Source organism: Limnobaculum allomyrinae (assembly GCF_016649425.1).
Taxonomy (GTDB): domain Bacteria; phylum Pseudomonadota; class Gammaproteobacteria; order Enterobacterales; family Enterobacteriaceae; genus Limnobaculum; species Limnobaculum allomyrinae.
The window spans coordinates 46,863-63,768 of the sequence record NZ_JADRCR010000004.1; the positions used below are offsets into that span (position 1 = coordinate 46,863).

The following is a 16,906-nucleotide window of genomic DNA, read 5'->3' on the forward strand; positions in this document are numbered from 1 at the left end:
CGCATCCATACAGCATAAAAATTATGCTGACTGCTATTAAGCGTAGCCGCCATTGACTGATTTCACCATTTCATCGATATCATTCACGCCCTGATAAGCTTACGCTTCACGTTATGGCGCTGAGCCGATATATTAGCGTCATTGATTTTTAACAGGTCGCACTCATGAATAATCAAACTCAATCCCTGTACAGCCAGCTTCCTTCGGTGGATCGCTTACTTAATGAGCCGGATATGGAGCCGCTGTTGGTTCAATTCGGTCAACATCTGGTAGTGGCGTCACTGCGCCATTTACAACAGCAGGCCAGACAGGAGATTAGCCAGTTCAATCGATTACCCGAGTGGAGCCACAACTGGATTGAAGCAGTCAGCAGCCATCTGATGCAAAAGCAGCGCAGCGGCTTACAGCCGGTATTTAACCTGAGTGGAACCGTGCTGCATACTAACCTTGGGCGGGCGCTGTTAGCGGAAGAGGCGATTGATGAGGTTGCCAGCGCCATGCGCCATGCGGTGACGCTGGAGTACGATCTGGACGGTGCCGGGCGTGGACATCGGGATAATGTGATTTCCGAGTTGCTGAGTGAATTAACCGGTGCAGAAGCGGCCTGTATTGTGAATAACAACGCCGCCGCGGTCATGCTGATGCTGGCTGCGGTCGCTGCCGATCAAGAGGTTATTGTCTCCCGCGGTGAGCTGGTGGAAATTGGCGGTGCATTTCGGGTGCCGGATGTGATGCGTCAGGCGGGATGTAAGCTGGTGGAGGTGGGGACGACCAACCGCACCCACCTGCGTGATTACCGTGATGCGGTGAGTGAAAGCACCGGACTGTTGATGAAAGTGCATACCAGCAATTACAGCATTCAGGGCTTTACCGCTGCGGTTGATGAGCAGGAGCTGGTGGCGCTGGGGCGTGAGTTGAATTTACCGGTAGCTACCGACCTTGGCAGCGGTTCATTAATCGATTTACAACAGTATGACCTACCCGCTGAGCCAATGCCGCAAAACCTGATTGCCGCCGGCGTTGATTTAGTCACCTTCTCCGGCGATAAACTGTTGGGTGGCCCACAGGCGGGAATTATCCTCGGCTCGAAAAAGTGGATCGAAAAAATTCAGCGCCATCCATTAAAACGTGCACTGCGCGCCGGAAAACTGACACTGGCGGCGTTAGAAGCCACTTTACGCCTTTACCAACAGCCAGAACGTTTAGCTTACTCCCTGCCGACTTTACGTCTGTTAAGCCGTGATGCCGCTGAAATGAAAGGCATGGCCTCACAGTTATTATCACCATTGCAGGCCTGTTACGGTGGACATTTTACCGTACAGGCAGAGCCTTGCCTGTCGCAAATTGGCAGCGGTTCATTACCGGTAGACCGTCTTCCCAGCTATGCCGTGACTTTCGAGCCAAAAGATGGCCGAGGCCGAACGCTGGAAGCACTGGCGGAAAAATGGCGCGCCCTGCCCAAACCGGTAATTGGCCGGATACAGGAAGGAAAGCTATGGCTGGATTTACGCTGCCTTGAAGATGAATCAGAATTGCTGGAGATGCTGTTAGCATGATTATTGCCACCGCCGGACACGTTGATCATGGAAAATCTACCCTGCTGCAAGCGCTGACCGGTGCAGGCAGCACTGACCGCCTGCCGGAAGAAAAACGCCGGGGAATGACCATTGATTTAGGCTATGTTTTTTTGCCGCTGGAAGATGGTCAGGTACTTGGTTTTATTGATGTTCCTGGTCATGAAAAGTTTTTAGCCAATATGCTGGCAGGGGTTGACGGAGTTCAGCATGCATTGCTGGTGGTGGCCTGTGACGACGGCATTATGGCGCAAACCCGGGAGCATCTGGCGATTTTACGTCTGGTGGGCATTCCTGCCATTACCGTTGCCTTAACCAAGACGGATCGCGTTACGCCGGAGCGGGTTGCCAGCGTCAAAAGTCAGATTACTGATGAGTTAAACGCTCAGGGCTGGAATGATTGCCCAATCTTTATCACTGCCGCTCCACAGGGAACAGGTATTGCGGAGTTGCGCGAGCATTTAATCAATTTATATCAGCACCGAATTGAAGATAGTGAAGCATCAATACACCGCTTTCGTCTGGCGGTTGATCGTAGCTTTACCATCAAAGGTAGCGGCCTGGTGGTCACCGGAACCGCATTTAGCGGGCAGGTTAGCGTAGGGGATACCCTGTGGCTGACGGGGGTTAACCGACCGGTTCGGGTAAGAAGTATTCATGCCCAGAATCAACCGGCAGAACGGGCGGGTGCCGGTGAGCGTATTGCGTTAAACATTACCGGTGATATGGGAAAGCAGGATGTCAATCGTGGAGACTGGCTATTACAGCAAACACCACCAGAAGCAGGGGACAGAGTGCTTGCGCTTCTCCATTGTGATAAACCCATTCGTCACTGGCAGTCGGTACATTTGCACCATTCGGTTAACCATATTACCGGGCGCATTTCTCTGTTACAGGAAGGGGCTGTTAGCGCCGGTAGTGACGTTTTAGTGGAACTGGTGCTGGATGACGCTTTATTGCTGGCGGAGAACGACCGCATCATTGTGCGTGATATCAGCGCACGTGAAACGCTGGGTGGCGCGCGAGTGCTGTTACTTCAGCCTCCGCGCAGGGGCAAACGTCAGCCGGAATATCTTGAAAAGCTCAGCCTGCTAAGTCAGGCACAAAACGATATGCAGGTGTTACAGCTGCGCCTGGCGGAGGGCAGTTTGTCTCTTAAAGCGTTTGGTTGGGCACGTCAGTTAACCGATGATGGCCTGCAAATGCTGTTAACGGCATCAGGTTGTAAAGTGGTGGGTGATACCGCCCTGCAGCAGGAAAAAGTGCAGGAGTTTCAGCAGCGATTAATTGATACCCTGAAAGATTTTCATGAACAGCATTTAGATCAACTGGGGGTTGGGCGAGCCAGACTGCGCCGGATGGCACTACCTTCTGAGCCGGAAGCGCTGGTGTTTTCATTGATTGATATGCTGTTGACCGAAAAGCGTCTGAGCAATAGCCGGGGTTGGCTGCACCTTCCGGAGTTCAGTCTGGCATTCACCCCTGATGAACAGGCGATATGGCAGCGTATAGAAGAGAAATTTGGTGATGACCCATACTGGGTGCGGGATTTAGCCACCGAGCTGGGGCTGGATGAGCAACTGGTGAGAGGTGTATTACGTAAAGCGGCACAGCTGGGTCACGTTACCGCGGTGGTTCGCGATCGTTATTATCTGAGTGGCCGTATTCGCCAGTTTGCAGATTTGATTCGCACCATGCATACCACTCAGGGAAGTACCTGCGCCGCTGATTTTCGCGATCGCCTGGGGGTCGGGCGTAAACTGGCGATTCAGGTTCTGGAGTTTTTTGACCGCAGCGGCTTTACCCGCCGACGTGGCAATGACCACTTGCTTCGCGATCAGGGGTTGTTTCTGGATTAAAATGTTAAGCCCACGCCATAAAGCGCGGGCTTACTTTTGTCCTTCTGGTGTTTTCTCTTCCAGCGCCTTTTCTTCTTCCGCTGCTTTAACCACTTTGCTTTCAATAGCAAACGGATCGATACCACGTTTTTGCATACGGTAGAAACGAATAATATTGAAGCCGTTCATCAGCAGAAAACTCCCTTCGATCAGCGTTCCACCGATGGAGCCAGCCCAAATATTGTGAGTAACCCAACAGGCGGTTGAGCACCACATAATGCTGCGCATTTTCAAACCATGAGTACGAAACATTGCCCAGGTACTGGCAATAGTACCTGCAATCGGCAGGGCTTCAATGGGGTGCTGAATTTTCATGGTGGCTAATATCAGCGTCAGAGTAATGAAGATCATCATTACCCAAAGATTGCGCCACCAGATGGACGTGATAGTCCGTATTGCGCTAAGCAGCACACTCATTGCAGCAGCATTGGCACCCATCATAAAGAAGTGACAGCTCATGATGGTAGAGTAAGCAGACAGTTGATATTTGAAACCGCGTTCATTGCGGTTAAAAAACATAGTGATGCCTACCAGAAATGCCACGCCGCCCACGGCTTGCGCAGCCCAATAAAATGTCATGACCTGAATATCCTTACAGAAAATACAGTTATTTTTTTGCAGATAATAAAACGTGAGAAGTGAATCGCATCACTCGATTTGGTTCAGAGATACTCTTGATCAGGTCATTTTGAAAATGGCTGGTTCAGTCACTAATTAGTGTGAAGTTTATCACACTTTAATCCGGTGCTCCCATAGCATTGTTAGCAAGGTTAAAATATAGTCAGATATCAGGGCATTCCTGAATTAATCGGGGTTTCTGTTTATAAAATCATACAACTTTAAACAATAATAAACCGGAAAGCCCGTCAGACAGTTTACTTTAAGGTGTATCGTTTTACTTCAGGGTCATTTTTATGTCGATTAGCCGTTCTCCGTTGCCGTTAAATGAAGATTTACGGGTTTTTCTCACCGTAGTCAGAAAGCATAGCTTTGCTAAAGCCGCCGTTGAGTTGGGGGTTTCTCCTGCGTACATCAGCAAACGGATTAATGCACTGGAAAAGGTACTGGATATAAAGCTGTTTCATCGCAGTACTCGCAGCATTGTCTTAACCGAAGACGGAGAGAAAGCCAGAGTCTGGGCCGACAGAATTCTGGGAGATCTCGATGACTTCATCAGCGATGTTTCTGAAGCACGTCATGAGCCACAGGGCACATTGCGCATCGTCAGCTCGTTTGGTTTTGGGCGACAGTTTGTTGCTCCGGCCATCTCTCAACTGGCAAAACAGTATCCTAATCTGGCCATTCAACTGGTTACCTCAGACCACGTGATTGATCTGGTTGCCGAAGGTTTCGATTTAGAAATCCGTGTTGGCAGCGACCTGCCGAATCACTATATGGCGAAAAAGTTGCTGGATAATCAGCGGGTGCTTTGCGCCTCACCCGCCTATCTGGCGGCTAAAGGTCAGCCTGAAACCCTGGATGATTTAGCCCGGCACGACTGTCTGGTGATCAAAGAGCGGGATACGCCTTTTGGCAGTTGGCTACTGAGTGGCAAAGATGAAAAACCACAAACCGTTCGGGTTGACGGTCGACTCTCCTCCAATAGTGGCGCGATTGTGTTGCAATGGGGGCTGGAAGGCCACGGCATCTTCCTGCGCTCCATGTGGGATGCCAAACGCTATATCGATGAAGGCAAACTGATCAACGTCCTGCCTGAATATAGCCAGAGTGCTGACATCTGGGCGGTATACCCAATGAGACTATCAAACTCTGCCAAGCTGAAAGTCTGTGTCGAGTTCTTACAGCTCTATTTTAAGTGGGCAGATATAGAGGAATAGGGATTTATCCTGAAGCAGTACTTTATTGGTCGTCTCTTATTATTATCACTCCCGGATAAATCCAGTTGTCCTGTGTGCTGTTTCTGGCGTGCTCTCATCCTCGTTTTTCACTTAATCGACCAACGCGTCGACTGCCTTTTAACCTTTTCAATCCATTCATGTAAGACCATTCGGTCAATTGTCATCATCGTATAACTCCTGAATTCAACACCCGACGATGCCGGGCATCAACATATTGAAACTCTCCCTGAGCAGAGGATTAAAGGCAACGAGCTATAGCTTCTTCTCTTACAAGGGGCGCCCTTTATTCACCGGAAGGGAGGTCGTTTGAGATCTTGCTCACTTTTCTGCACGAAACATGATTAATTTCTACTCATTATATATAATATATTATTTGTGAGGGTTGAGTAAGTGATGTCTGTATCGCTTTATTTTTCATGTGGTTATGTTTTTGTGCCTTAAGGAGAATTAAGATGAAAATCGTTAGTGTCGATATTATCGATGTGAAAAACCCGCTTCAGTCTGCCGTTGCTAAGTGGCGCCCGATTGTGGTTCGTATTAATACCGATGAAGGCATTTCTGGCTTCGGTGAAGTGGGTATGGCCTACGGTGTGGGCGCTTCGGCCGGGTTTGGTATGGCTAAAGATCTTGCCAGTATTATCATCGGTATGGATCCCATGGAAACGGAAAAAATTTGGGACAAAATGCAGAAGAAAACCTTCTGGGGACAAGGTGGAGGAACCGTGGTTTCTGCCGGGATGAGCGCGATTGATGTTGCGCTGTGGGATATTAAAGGGAAAGCGCTTAATGTGCCCTGTTATCAGCTATTAGGCGGGAAATGTCGCGATACACTGCGTACCTACGCCAGTCAGTTACAGTTTGGCTGGGGAGATGCAGAGAAGAAAGAGATCCTGACCACGCCGGAACAGTACGCGGCGGCGGCAGAACAGGCGGTAGCCGATGGCTATGATGCGATTAAAGTCGATGTTAATGAGATTAACGAACAGGGTGGCGTGAAGAAAAGTAACCTGTACGGTGTCTTTAGTGACCGTGAACTGAAGGTAGGTTATAAGCGCCTTAAAGCTATCCGTGATGCGATTGGCGATGATATTGATATCATCGTAGAAGCTCATGCATTGACCGATACGGCTTCTGCGATTCGCTTTGGTCGGATGATTGAAGAGCTCCGCATTTCCGCCTATGAAGAGCCTGTGATGAATCTGAATCCAGGGCAACTGAAAGAAGTGAAGCAAAACGTCAATATTCCCATCGCTGCTGGTGAGCGTATTTATACTCGCTGGGGTTTCCGCCCCTTCTTTGAAGAACACATTATTGATTTGATTCAGCCCGATCTCGGTACTTGTGGTGGCTTCAGTGAAGCGAAGAAGATTTGTGATATGGGCCATATCTACGATACCACCTGCCAAATCCATGTTTGCGGCGGCCCGATTATGACGGCGGCGTCGCTTCAACTGGAGTGTGCGATCCCTAATTTCGGTATTCACGAGTTGCACCGCTACTCCTTGTTAGATGGCAATCGTGCGACCTGTAAGTACGACTATTTACCGGAAAATGGCCAGTACAGTGTTCCTGACCTGCCGGGTATTGGTCAGGAATTGACAGATAAATCAATTGCTGAATCACCAAAAGAGACCGTGAAGTAATCAGCAACTATTACCGAAGGGCACCGCCTTTAGTGAGTGTTGAACATACCGATGTGAGTAAGAAAAATGTCGATTGGCGATATGTTGTTCTTAGAACATTCGCCAGCAAGTTTGACGATTAACAACAACACATTCAGGTCAATGTTTCATCATGAATAAATAATAAAAGAACAGCGGTAGCCCTGATGAGGGAGGCAAAGTCCAGGGTGTTAATACCTCCCGAATATTGATAGTGGGTTATTTGCGCGAAGCCATTGGCTTCGTGAGGAGTCAAAGTATGGGATTAACAATATCACTTGTTGTTATCGGGTGGGTCGCCTGGATGATAGCAAGAAAAGGATATGCGACGGCAGTGCTGTTGATCGCCGGCGTTTTCTTGTTAGGAACATCAGTAATGCTCGATCTCGGCCCGGGATTAACGCTGAAAAAATCAACGGGTAGTGGTTTTTTTGATATTTTTCAGGTCGTTCAAAATATTATGTCCAGTAACCTCGGTGGGTTGGGGTTAGCCATTATGGCGATGGGGGGATTTTCCCGCTATATGGATACACTGAATGCGGGTCAGGCGTTATATGCCGTTGTTGGTGGCCCGTTGAAGTATATCAAATCGCCTTATTTACTGGCATGTATGGGGTTTGTTGTTTCTCAAATCATCGGTATGGCAATCCCGAGTGCATCAGGATTAGCGTTGATGCTGATGGTGACGTTGTATCCCGTCATGATCCGCGCAGGTGTGTCTCGACTGACTGCGGTGGCTATCATTGGCTCTAGCCGATTCTTCGATTTAGGGCCCGGATCGGCCAACTGTCTGCTGGCGGCCAAGATTTCAGGTATTGAGTGGGCGGAGTATTTCCTTAGCTGGCAAATGATGATCTACTTTCCTCTGTTGGCGACGATGCTGGTTTCTCACTACTTCGTACAGCGCTTCTGGGAGCGTCGTGAAGGGCCAGATCCAGAGGATTTGGTCTTGCAGGCGCGGTTTCGCGAGGAGCAGGAAGGACAGGTGGCACCAGTACCGAAGATTTACGCGCTGCTGCCGATCGTACCGCTGGCTATTCTGTTGCTTTTCAATCCAGTGGTGCTTGGTCAGGTCGGTATCGATATCAAAGTCGGTGTGCCTTCAGCGATTGTGCTCAGTACGCTGGTTGCCATGCTATTTGAGTTTATCCGTAACCGTAACACGCTTGAAGTGCTTAACGGCATGAAGTCTTTCTTTGAAGGTCTGGGAAAACAGTTGACCATCGTTGTGGCGCTGATTATTGCAGGTCAGGTGTTCGGTGAGGGGCTTATTGCTATCGGTGCTGTCGAATCACTGATTACGGGTGTAGAAGGCGCAGGACTGGGTGCCGGCTTTATGATTATTCTGATGAGTCTGATCATCGGCGCCGTTGCTTTCCTGATGGGGTCAGGTAATGCCCCATTCTTCTCATTTGCTTCGCTGATTCCTGCGATTGCCGCGAAAATGGGGGTGCCATCTGCCGCTATGCTGTTGCCACTGCAAACCATGACTGGCTTTGGTCGCACATTATCACCGGTAACCGGTGCGATAGTTGCTGTTGCTGGTATTGCCGGTGTTTCGCCGTTTCAAATTGTCAAACGCAACGCGATTCAGCTCATCTTATGTATGTTAGTCAATTTTATATTGACCTTTACTGTCGTGTTGCCTTGAACCAGATTTCATTAATACCACCACTCAGGAGGCCGCGGCGCGTTAAACCCGTTGTAGCCTCCTGATCAAGGGGGGAGATCATGCGAAAAGATGTTCAGAAAAAATTAGCCGATTTTATTGTTGATTGTCGTGACGAATCGATAGCAGAGCGACTGATGACGGACATGAAGTATCGAGTGATTGACTGGCTGGGTTGTGCGGTGGCAGGAGTACACTATCCGCAATCCGACATCGCTCGTCGTGTTTTTACGGGGTCTGGTGGATTGGAAGAGGCGACGGTTATCGGTACCGGAGCGCGTTATCCCGCAGCGATGGCGGCGATGGTAAACGGTGTCATTGGTCATGTATCTGAACTGGATGATGGTCATCGTAAAGCGATAGGCCATCCGGGCTCGGTAACGTTACCCGTTGCGTTGGCATTGGGTGAATCACTGAATGTCAGCGGTCAGGCGTTCCTGAAAGCGCTGATTATTGGCTACGATGTTTATATTCGCCTGGGGCAGACAGTCAATCCTTCACATTATGCTTATTGGCACACTACGGGTACCTGTGGAACCTTTGCGGCTACCGCCACGGCAGCATCATTAATGCAACTCACGCCAGAGCAAACCTGTAATGCGTTGGGTATCTCAGCAACGTTAGCCAGTGGATTGGTGGCATCATTCGGTTCACACGCCAAAGCGTTAAACGTGGGGCATGCCTGCCAAAATGGTGTTTATGCCGCGCTGTTGGCGAAAGAAGGATTTACCGGGTCACCGTCAGCAATGATGGGGGAAAAAGGATATGTCATGGCGACCAGTGATGCGGAGTCTTTACCCTACTTTGATCGCCTTTCTGCGCCAGAGCTGCTGTCCGATACGGCATTTTATAAGGTTTACGCATCCTGTGGTCACACGAACTCGCCGTTGGACGCGATATTTAGCCTGATCAAAGAATATGCACCCGATGTGAAAAAAATAATCAGTATCAAGGTGGAAACCTACCGTATTTCAGTATCCCTGACCGCGGTGCTGAAAGTGAAAAATGAGGATGAGGCCAAGTTTTCACTACCGTATTGTATGGCGGTAGCCATGCTGTTTGGTCAGGTCTCGTTAGCCGAATTCCAACCAGAAGTGTTACAAGCCCCGGATGTACTGGAATTGGCGAAAAAAATTGAGGTCGTTGAATCTGAGCAGGCGACGGCACGCTTCCCTAAACGACAGGCACATGTCACTGTCTTTATGGAGGATGGACAAGTCTATCAATGCGAAGTCATGGACTCCACTGATGTTGCGGATTTCGCAATGTTGGAGAAAAAGTTTCTCAATTTGACGAATAACGTAGATCGGCAGGCGTCGGAAGAGGTACTGGTGTTCATTAAACAGATGGACAAAAGCGCGGGGATTGTGCCGCTGTTGAGCTATTTGAGAAAAATTTAGCCAGAGTTAATCCATAATGTGCTCAATATAAAAAGAATGATTATTGTATTGAGCACTGTTTTGCTGATATTCCATTATCCCTTCTGTAAGAAAAAATCTCGTTTTCACTCAAACTTATAACCTGTTCACAAGAGCGCCTGTAAACAAGTTATGCCTTGATAATCATGCTTAATATATAAGATATGAATGGATGCTATTGCGGTGTCGTATCAGAAATATGAGGCCGAAAGTATTTCTTGACGCCTTCATCACATGCGCTAACCTCATAAAACAAAAAGTATTCTACTCTTTTCCCCGTCTATTGAGTAAAATCATGCTTATACACAGCGGTTTTCGCTGTTTGACACTTGACGTTTGGTCTCAATAAAAATGAAAACAAAAGCGAAGACGATCTACTTTGATCTAAAACATCGGATTCTGTCAGGTGAGCTGAAGGCAGATACCCGTCTGGTTATCCACCAACTGGCAGGTATGTATGACAGCAGTGATATTCCTGTTCGCGAAGCGTTAAAGGAATTGGCCGCTGAAGATCTGATTGAAATGAGTCCTCATAAGGGGTCTCGGGTGAAGAGGCTTTCCGTTAAGGAAATGCAGGATATGTTGGAAATCCGCAAAACCCTTGAGCCTCTGGCCGCCAGACTGGCCGCAGAAAATTCGACACCAGAGTTAGTTGACGAGCTCGAGAAGGTATATGAGAAAAGCGTTCATATGGCGCAGGAACATAATTACACCGATTACTCTAATGCTAACCGTGAGTTTCACCAACTGATCGTTGAAGCAAGCGATAATACTTATTTAAAAAAGCTATTGAGTGAGCTTTTGAGCAATGAGCGACGCACTAAGACCATTTTCGATCTGTTTCCTGACGTGGTTGATATGTCATTACAAGAGCATCGGGAAATGATTCGGCTGATTGCAGAAAAGAAAGGGAAAGAGATGGCGGAGCTGATGCTTAAACACAAGAGTCGCTCTTACGATAAGCTTAACGACTATTTTTCTAATCTGCTTAAAGAACAAGATAACGACCAGCCATAACAAAGGCGTTCACGCTGCCTTTGTTATGGCTGAAGAACCAAACTTAACGAATTTAGCTTTTTTCTTTCATTATGGCGTCCGCTTTTTCTTTAGCGTGAGCCTTCACTGCGTCATAACGGCTGTTGCCTTTACAGTCCATCGTGACGATAAATGGCCCGAAGCGCTCAGTCTCCATGACCCACATCGCTTCCGGCATTCCGTTTTCCAGCCAATGAACGGCTTTAACCTTTTTGACGCCTTCGGCCAGCACGACGGCACAACCAGGAGCGGCTTGTAAATACGCCTGTTTGTGTTTTTTAAATGCAGCTAAGCTACCTTCTGCCATTCCACCTTTACCGATAATCAGTTTAATACCCTGTTGACCGATAAACTCAGCGTGAGGCTCCATACGAATTGAGGTTGTGGGGCCAATGACCCTAAGTTGCCAATGGTCTTGTGCATCTTTCACCATGACTGGCCCTGCGTGAAAGATAACTCCGCCCTGAAGGTTTTCTGGCAGCGGATGGTGATGATCAACCAGTTCACGCATATTAAGATGGGCCATATCTCTGGCGGTACAAACAGTGCCGCTCAGGTACACTGCATCACCAACATTAAGCTGCTCAATGTCAGTATCTTGTAACGGTATGGTTAGTTCATAAATGGCCATAATTATTCCTTCACCTGAAAGAGCATTTCACGTTTGCCGTCCGGGTAAATACGAACGCCAAATCGACGGGCGACCCAGCAGTGAAAATTGATAGTGACCGGGCAAATAGCGGTGTGAGTGGCGGCACCGGCTATTTTCACTGCTAACGTCGTTGTTTTTCCACCAATTCCCGCAGGGCTAATACCCAGCTGGTTGATATCTTCCAGTAATTCTTGTTCCAGTTGATCCAGCAATGGGTCGGGGTTGTTATCCAGCCAGCTACGGGTACTAATTGCTTCGCGGCTCAGTTTGGCGCTAACGTCCATTTGCCCACCAAGACCAATACCAATAGCGGAAGGTGGGCAGGGGAATCCACCGGCATTAATGACCGTATCCAACACCAGTCGTTTTAATCCACTGTAGTTTTTACCCAGCGTCGCTGGCGTCAGAATTTTTGATACGTTACCCAGCTCGGCACCGCATCCTTTGGCACTCATGATGATTTCTACATATTCCTGACCAGATACATGTTGCAGTTCAATATTTGGCACCCCTTCACCGGTACTGTCGCCAGGATTATGGCGAGTCAGTGGATGAACAATACTGGGGCGAATTAAGCCTGCTTTGGTCGCTTCGGTTAACGCCTTGGGCAGATAGCTTAATAACGGATCCATATCGAATGCTTCACCAAAACGGATCCAAACGGTGGGGTAGCCAGGGGACTGACACACGGGTTTATCTTTTTCAGTTGCCTGAGCGACGTTATCTATCATTGTTTGTAAAAATACTTTTGCTTCCGGGTGGCTTTCTTGAACCACCGCATTTCTCATGAGGTAGAGCACATCAGGAGAAATTGTGGTACAGGCTTGGTGAAGGAGGTCATAAACCTCTTCATAGGTAATGCCCAACTCTCTCATTTTTTTATCCTCTGATTGGCATCGGCAAATCATATATAATATATAATATATGAAAATGCAATGCTTTTGCTTCATCGGGCAGAAATGAAAATCAGCAAGTAAAGGCCGTAGCCTCTCTAATCACGATATAAAGGGGTTTGCATTGCTATGTTTGAAACGTCAAAGCGCATATTTTTCATCTTCGAGCTCAACATGATTAGGCTTCAACGCAGGAGGTGCAGGGTGTGGGGAAATAGAGAGGCGTTTATTTTAACGCCTGAGACTGCTGACAAACCTAATCAATCAGCATCGATGGACATTCCGGTCGTAAAATCTGAAGTGTTTATATCCACTTTGTGCTCGACCGGAAGACCATCTGTACTTAGCTACCGAGCACATCGGGCCTGGCCGGGTTAGGGGCCGTTATGAAACACCTTGCGGTGTTTCACCCTTCGGGTCAGCGCTTGCGCTGTTCAAACAGGCTTTGCCTGTTTGTCGTTGGCTTACGCCAAGTCGACCCCAACACCCGTCCCTCCCGATGGTTGGCTATCTTAAGGAACTAAACTGAACTATCAGACTTTATCATCAATCTGAGGCGTTTATTTTAACGCCTCTCTGTCATTCTTTAGTGTAAACACGATATGGTTAGTAATCGGAAAGAGTTCAATATCAATTTTTCATAATGCATTGATTATAACTACTAATTATCATGGTGTGGTATTTTCACCCATAGATTCCTTTCCCTGTATTGTTTTTCGAAATCCCTGATTTCTCCCTCATATTCCATCGTCACCCCAATGGCATCTAACCCCTTCATTAGCGCCTGTCTGTTGCGTTCATCCAGTTGAAAGCCAATAGTGCGACCATCATCCAACTGAATTTGTTGTACCGATAAATCAATGCTGATGGTGTTGTGCTGCGGCTGAGCGGCGACTGCCGCCACTTCGGCAACCTGCTCCGGTGTCAGGCAAATCAGCAATACACCGTTGCGCTGACAGTTATCCGCAAAGATCCCGGCAAATGAGGTACCAATCAGGGCGCGAATGCCCGTTTGCTGTAAGCCCCATACCGCATGTTCACGGCTGGAACCACAGCCAAAGTTAGGGCCAACCACCATAAATGAACTATCGTGCCACGGCGGACGGTTAAGAATAAACTCAGGATTGGGTTGACCGTCTGATAGCAGGCGCAAGTCAAAGAACAGGCCACGATCCAGATTTTGGCGATCGATGCCTTTTAAAAACTGCTTCGGCATAATGACATCGGTATCGATATTGGCATCCATCATCGGTGCCACTTTCCCTGTTACCACTGTGAAAGTTTGCATTATTGTTCTCCACCGTTGATTGAGCGCACATCCGTCAGATGCCCGGCGATAGCTGCCGCGGCGACCATAGCCGGGCTCATTAAATGGGTGCGGGAGCCGGCACCCTGCCGACCGGCAAAGTTACGGTTGGTACTGGAGGCACAGCGATCGCCGGGTTCCAGTACGTCCTCATTCATTGCCAGACACATGGAACAGCCGGACTGACGCCACTCAAATCCTGCATCGATAAAGATCTTCGCCAGACCTTCCTGCTCCGCCTGCTGCCGTACCAGCGTTGAGCCGGGAATAATCATCCCTCTGACGTGTGGCGCGATTTTCTTGCCTTTCAGCACTTCTGCCGCCAGACGCAGGTCTTCAATTCTTCCGTTAGTACAGGAACCAATAAAGGCGAGAGAAATTTGAATATCGGTTAAATGCATACCCGGTTTCAGCGCCATATAGGCCAGGGCTTTTTCCTGTGCCAGACGCTTCTGAGGATCTTTTTCGTTTACAGGGTCGGGCAGTCTGCCGCTGATATTATCGGCCTGATCCGGGCTGATGCCCCAAGTCACCATAGGTTCGAGGGTATCGCAATTCAGTTCTACTTCCCGGTCGAATTCTGCCCCCTCATCGGTATATAAGTTTTGCCATGATTGCAGCGCCAGCTTCCACATTTCGCCTTTTGGCGAGCGGGGCTTATCCTGCAAATAGTGATAGACCTTTTCATCCGGCGCCATAAAGGCTCCGCGAGCCCCGGCTTCCACCGCCATATTACAGATGGTCATTCGACCTTCAACGCTGAGTTGAGTAATCACCGGGCCGGTAAATTCGATGGCAAAACCAGTAGCGCCGGAAGCCCCAATCTTCTGAATCAGTAACATAATGATATCTTTGGCGGTGACTGCCGAACCGAGTTTACCGATAACCTTAACCCGCATGGTTTTCAGACGTTTGTAAACCAAGGTTTGGGTTGCCAGAAAGTGTTCAATTTCAGAAGTACCGATACCAAAGCCAAAGGCGCCAAGGGCTCCGTAGGTGGTGGTGTGGCTGTCTCCGGCAGCGATCACCATACCCGGCAATATAAATCCCTGTTCGGGGGCAACCACATGCTCGATACCCTGACGGATATCTAAAACATCAAACAGCTCGATACCAAAATCGCGACTGTTTTCGCGAAAATAGTCCACCTGTAACTGACCGCCGGGATCGGTCATTTTGTTATCGCGCACCGGGCGGGTAGGGTTTACGTGGTCTACATTCAGCAAGACGCTTTCAGGTCGCCATGCCTTGCGGTTCTTCTCTCTTAGCCCGCTGAATGCCTGTGGGCTGGTGTATTCATTCAGTATGGAACGGTCAATATACAGCAGCACATTGCCCTGATCGTCCAGCTCACGGACGGTATGGGAATCAATCAGTTTTCGATATAAGGTTTTTGCACAAGCCATGATGTTGTTCTCTTGGTTCGTTTTCTGGTTGGCATTAGCGAATGGAGGCAAAAAAATCCATTACTTCTCTGGTGAGCAGCTCAGGCACTTCTTCAGCAATATAATGGCCGGATGGCATAGTTTTTCCCTGCACATTGGTGGAGACTTTCTTCCATTCCGTCAGCGCATCAAAACATTGCTCTATTGCGCCATGTTGTCCCCACAGTGCCAGCATTGGGCAAGTCATGTGGTGCCCTCGATCCAGATCGTGCTGGTCGTGCTCCAGATCGATACCGGCGCTGGCCCGATAATCTTCACAGACGCCATAAGCGGCACCGGGAAGGCTCAGGCAGCGTTGATATTCAGCCAGTGCTTGTGGGGTAAATGGCGCCATACCCGCGCTGCGAACTCCCATTACGCTGTGCAGATAAAGTAAGGGATCACTTTCGATTAATTTTTCCGGGAAAGGGGTAGGGCGAATCAGCGTAAACCAGTGCCAGTAGGCGCGGGCAAATTTTTCATCGGTTTGGCGGTACATGGCCAGCGTTGGGGCAATATCCAGCAGAACCATTCCTGATACCGCATCTGCATGGTCCAGTGCCAGACGGTGGGCTACACGCGCACCTCTGTCATGTGCCAGCACATAGAATTGAGAGAACCCCAGTTGATTCATCAGTTCACGCATGTCCTGAGCCATCAGACGCTTGGAATAGAGGCTCTGACCCGGTGGAGAGATCGGTTTATCGCTGTCTCCGTATCCACGCAGGTCGGCCGTCACAATGGTAAAGTGCTGTGCCAGAGCCGGAGCCACCTTATGCCACATCATATGAGTTTGGGGATGGCCATGAAGCATCAACAGCGCAGGCCCCTGACCGGCGGTGCGATAACTAATATCTATATGATTAACTTTGCATTTTTTTTGTTCTAATCCAGCCAACATTGCGACATCCTCCCGCTATCAGATCGTTATTAAGCATTGTAAATAGCCTGTTGGCATTAACAATAGAGCGTTATGTGAACAGATTAAACACAATTTGTGTTGAATACGGTTAAAAATCGAGCGATGAACGGTGGCTCAGGCAATGAATATGTTAGTGGTCACTAACTTAATAATGAAAAATAAATCTATTTAAATGATTATTAAGGATATTTATTTTTTCTGGTATTTGATGCAGATAATCTGAAAAGCGAATCAATAAGGAAGAATCGTTAGTAAGCACTCACTGGGAGAGTGCTTTTTACTAAATTGCTGTGAATAAGGGTTAACGTTTTTTCTTTCCACCCTGTACCGCTTTAAATCGTGGATTGGTTTTGCATATAACGTAAATCTTGCCCCGGCGGCGCACCACTTTACAGTCCGGGTGGCGCTGTTTGGCGGAACGTAGAGAACTTAATACCTGCATGAATACCTCTGAATTGATATGTTATAATATAACAATTGTAAGTATGCACTTACCTTAAGACTGGGTCAATTGGTTGGTGATAAAAAATACTGGGGTAACTGGGGGAGTCAGGTTGAATAATGAGAAAAGTAGTATCCCGCCTTACAGCGGGAT

General features: G+C 48.4%; 14 protein-coding genes. 7 read left to right on the forward strand and 7 right to left on the reverse strand.

The features are described from left to right. Window positions 1-164 precede the first annotated feature (164 nt). Together selA and selB are read left to right on the forward strand one after the other, a co-directional pair. Window positions 165-1,556: an L-seryl-tRNA(Sec) selenium transferase gene (selA, locus tag I2494_RS09110; protein WP_218466551.1), complete on the forward strand. Its 1,392-nt coding sequence runs from the start codon at window positions 165-167 to the stop codon at window positions 1,554-1,556. After that, a complete protein-coding gene (selB, locus tag I2494_RS09115) occupies window positions 1,553-3,433 on the forward strand; it encodes a selenocysteine-specific translation elongation factor (protein WP_218466552.1) in 1,881 nt (626 codons plus the stop codon). The genes selA and selB overlap by 4 nt, the downstream gene beginning before the upstream one ends. A 30-nt stretch (window positions 3,434-3,463) precedes the next feature. Here selB and I2494_RS09120 read toward each other — a convergent pair whose 3' ends face one another. After that, window positions 3,464-4,051, reverse strand: coding sequence for a YgjV family protein (locus tag I2494_RS09120; protein WP_218466553.1), 588 nt, complete (start codon window positions 4,049-4,051; stop codon window positions 3,464-3,466). 335 nt (window positions 4,052-4,386) lie between these two features. Here I2494_RS09120 and I2494_RS09125 point away from each other — a divergent pair, with 335 nt between their 5' ends. The 5 genes from I2494_RS09125 to I2494_RS09145 all read left to right on the forward strand — a co-directional run bounded on the left by I2494_RS09125 (window position 4,387) and on the right by I2494_RS09145 (window position 11,096). Then, on the forward strand, window positions 4,387-5,310 hold the full coding sequence (locus I2494_RS09125; protein ID WP_218466554.1) for a LysR substrate-binding domain-containing protein: 924 nt from the start codon (window positions 4,387-4,389) through the stop codon (window positions 5,308-5,310). Between the two features lie 473 nt (window positions 5,311-5,783). Continuing rightward, window positions 5,784-6,974, forward strand: a complete 1,191-nt coding sequence (locus I2494_RS09130; RefSeq protein WP_130593385.1) for a mandelate racemase/muconate lactonizing enzyme family protein — start codon at window positions 5,784-5,786, stop codon at window positions 6,972-6,974. Between the two features lie 277 nt (window positions 6,975-7,251). Next, the gene (dcuC, locus tag I2494_RS09135) at window positions 7,252-8,643 is read left to right on the forward strand and encodes a C4-dicarboxylate transporter DcuC (RefSeq protein WP_218466555.1); all 1,392 of its coding nucleotides are present in this window, start codon (window positions 7,252-7,254) and stop codon (window positions 8,641-8,643) included. A gap of 80 nt (window positions 8,644-8,723) precedes the next feature. Further along, a complete protein-coding gene (locus tag I2494_RS09140; protein WP_218466556.1) occupies window positions 8,724-10,061 on the forward strand; it encodes an MmgE/PrpD family protein in 1,338 nt (445 codons plus the stop codon). 369 nt (window positions 10,062-10,430) lie between these two features. Further along, window positions 10,431-11,096, forward strand: a complete 666-nt coding sequence (locus tag I2494_RS09145) for a GntR family transcriptional regulator (RefSeq protein WP_218466557.1) — start codon at window positions 10,431-10,433, stop codon at window positions 11,094-11,096. A gap of 52 nt (window positions 11,097-11,148) precedes the next feature. Here I2494_RS09145 and I2494_RS09150 read toward each other — a convergent pair whose 3' ends face one another. The 6 genes from I2494_RS09150 to ykgO form a co-directional block, all read right to left on the reverse strand. Then, the gene (locus I2494_RS09150; RefSeq protein ID WP_218466558.1) at window positions 11,149-11,745 is read right to left on the reverse strand and encodes a FumA C-terminus/TtdB family hydratase beta subunit; all 597 of its coding nucleotides are present in this window, start codon (window positions 11,743-11,745) and stop codon (window positions 11,149-11,151) included. 2 nt (window positions 11,746-11,747) lie between these two features. Next, window positions 11,748-12,641, reverse strand: a complete 894-nt coding sequence (locus tag I2494_RS09155) for a fumarate hydratase (RefSeq protein ID WP_218466559.1) — start codon at window positions 12,639-12,641, stop codon at window positions 11,748-11,750. Window positions 12,642-13,320: 679 nt separating this feature from the next. Next, window positions 13,321-13,947 carry a 3-isopropylmalate dehydratase small subunit gene (gene leuD / locus I2494_RS09160; RefSeq protein WP_218466560.1) on the reverse strand — a complete coding sequence of 209 codons (627 nt, stop codon included), beginning with the start codon at window positions 13,945-13,947 and terminating at the stop codon, window positions 13,321-13,323. Continuing rightward, the gene (gene leuC / locus I2494_RS09165; protein ID WP_218466561.1) at window positions 13,947-15,371 is read right to left on the reverse strand and encodes a 3-isopropylmalate dehydratase large subunit; all 1,425 of its coding nucleotides are present in this window, start codon (window positions 15,369-15,371) and stop codon (window positions 13,947-13,949) included. Before leuC ends, leuD begins: the two co-directional genes overlap by 1 nt. Window positions 15,372-15,405: 34 nt before the next feature. Next, window positions 15,406-16,290: an alpha/beta fold hydrolase gene (locus I2494_RS09170; RefSeq protein ID WP_218466562.1), complete on the reverse strand. Its 885-nt coding sequence runs from the start codon at window positions 16,288-16,290 to the stop codon at window positions 15,406-15,408. Between the two features lie 322 nt (window positions 16,291-16,612). Further along, window positions 16,613-16,753 (reverse strand): type B 50S ribosomal protein L36, encoded by a 141-nt coding sequence (gene ykgO, locus I2494_RS09175; protein ID WP_130593376.1) that lies wholly within the window; start codon window positions 16,751-16,753, stop codon window positions 16,613-16,615. Window positions 16,754-16,906: the final 153 nt, after the last annotated feature.

Coding starts and splice junctions, on each gene's coding strand:
- ykgO (WP_130593376.1), bottom strand. CDS start 16,753: ATGCAGGTATTAAGTTCTCTACGTTCCGCCAAACAGCGCCACCCGGAC.
- I2494_RS09150 (WP_218466558.1), bottom strand. CDS start 11,745: ATGGCCATTTATGAACTAACCATACCGTTACAAGATACTGACATTGAG.
- I2494_RS09170 (WP_218466562.1), bottom strand. CDS start 16,290: ATGTTGGCTGGATTAGAACAAAAAAAATGCAAAGTTAATCATATAGAT.
- I2494_RS09145 (WP_218466557.1), top strand. CDS start 10,431: ATGAAAACAAAAGCGAAGACGATCTACTTTGATCTAAAACATCGGATT.
- I2494_RS09130 (WP_130593385.1), top strand. CDS start 5,784: ATGAAAATCGTTAGTGTCGATATTATCGATGTGAAAAACCCGCTTCAG.
- selB (WP_218466552.1), top strand. CDS start 1,553: ATGATTATTGCCACCGCCGGACACGTTGATCATGGAAAATCTACCCTG.
- I2494_RS09140 (WP_218466556.1), top strand. CDS start 8,724: ATGCGAAAAGATGTTCAGAAAAAATTAGCCGATTTTATTGTTGATTGT.
- selA (WP_218466551.1), top strand. CDS start 165: ATGAATAATCAAACTCAATCCCTGTACAGCCAGCTTCCTTCGGTGGAT.
- I2494_RS09155 (WP_218466559.1), bottom strand. CDS start 12,641: ATGAGAGAGTTGGGCATTACCTATGAAGAGGTTTATGACCTCCTTCAC.
- leuD (WP_218466560.1), bottom strand. CDS start 13,947: ATGCAAACTTTCACAGTGGTAACAGGGAAAGTGGCACCGATGATGGAT.
- leuC (WP_218466561.1), bottom strand. CDS start 15,371: ATGGCTTGTGCAAAAACCTTATATCGAAAACTGATTGATTCCCATACC.
- dcuC (WP_218466555.1), top strand. CDS start 7,252: ATGGGATTAACAATATCACTTGTTGTTATCGGGTGGGTCGCCTGGATG.
- I2494_RS09125 (WP_218466554.1), top strand. CDS start 4,387: ATGTCGATTAGCCGTTCTCCGTTGCCGTTAAATGAAGATTTACGGGTT.
- I2494_RS09120 (WP_218466553.1), bottom strand. CDS start 4,051: ATGACATTTTATTGGGCTGCGCAAGCCGTGGGCGGCGTGGCATTTCTG.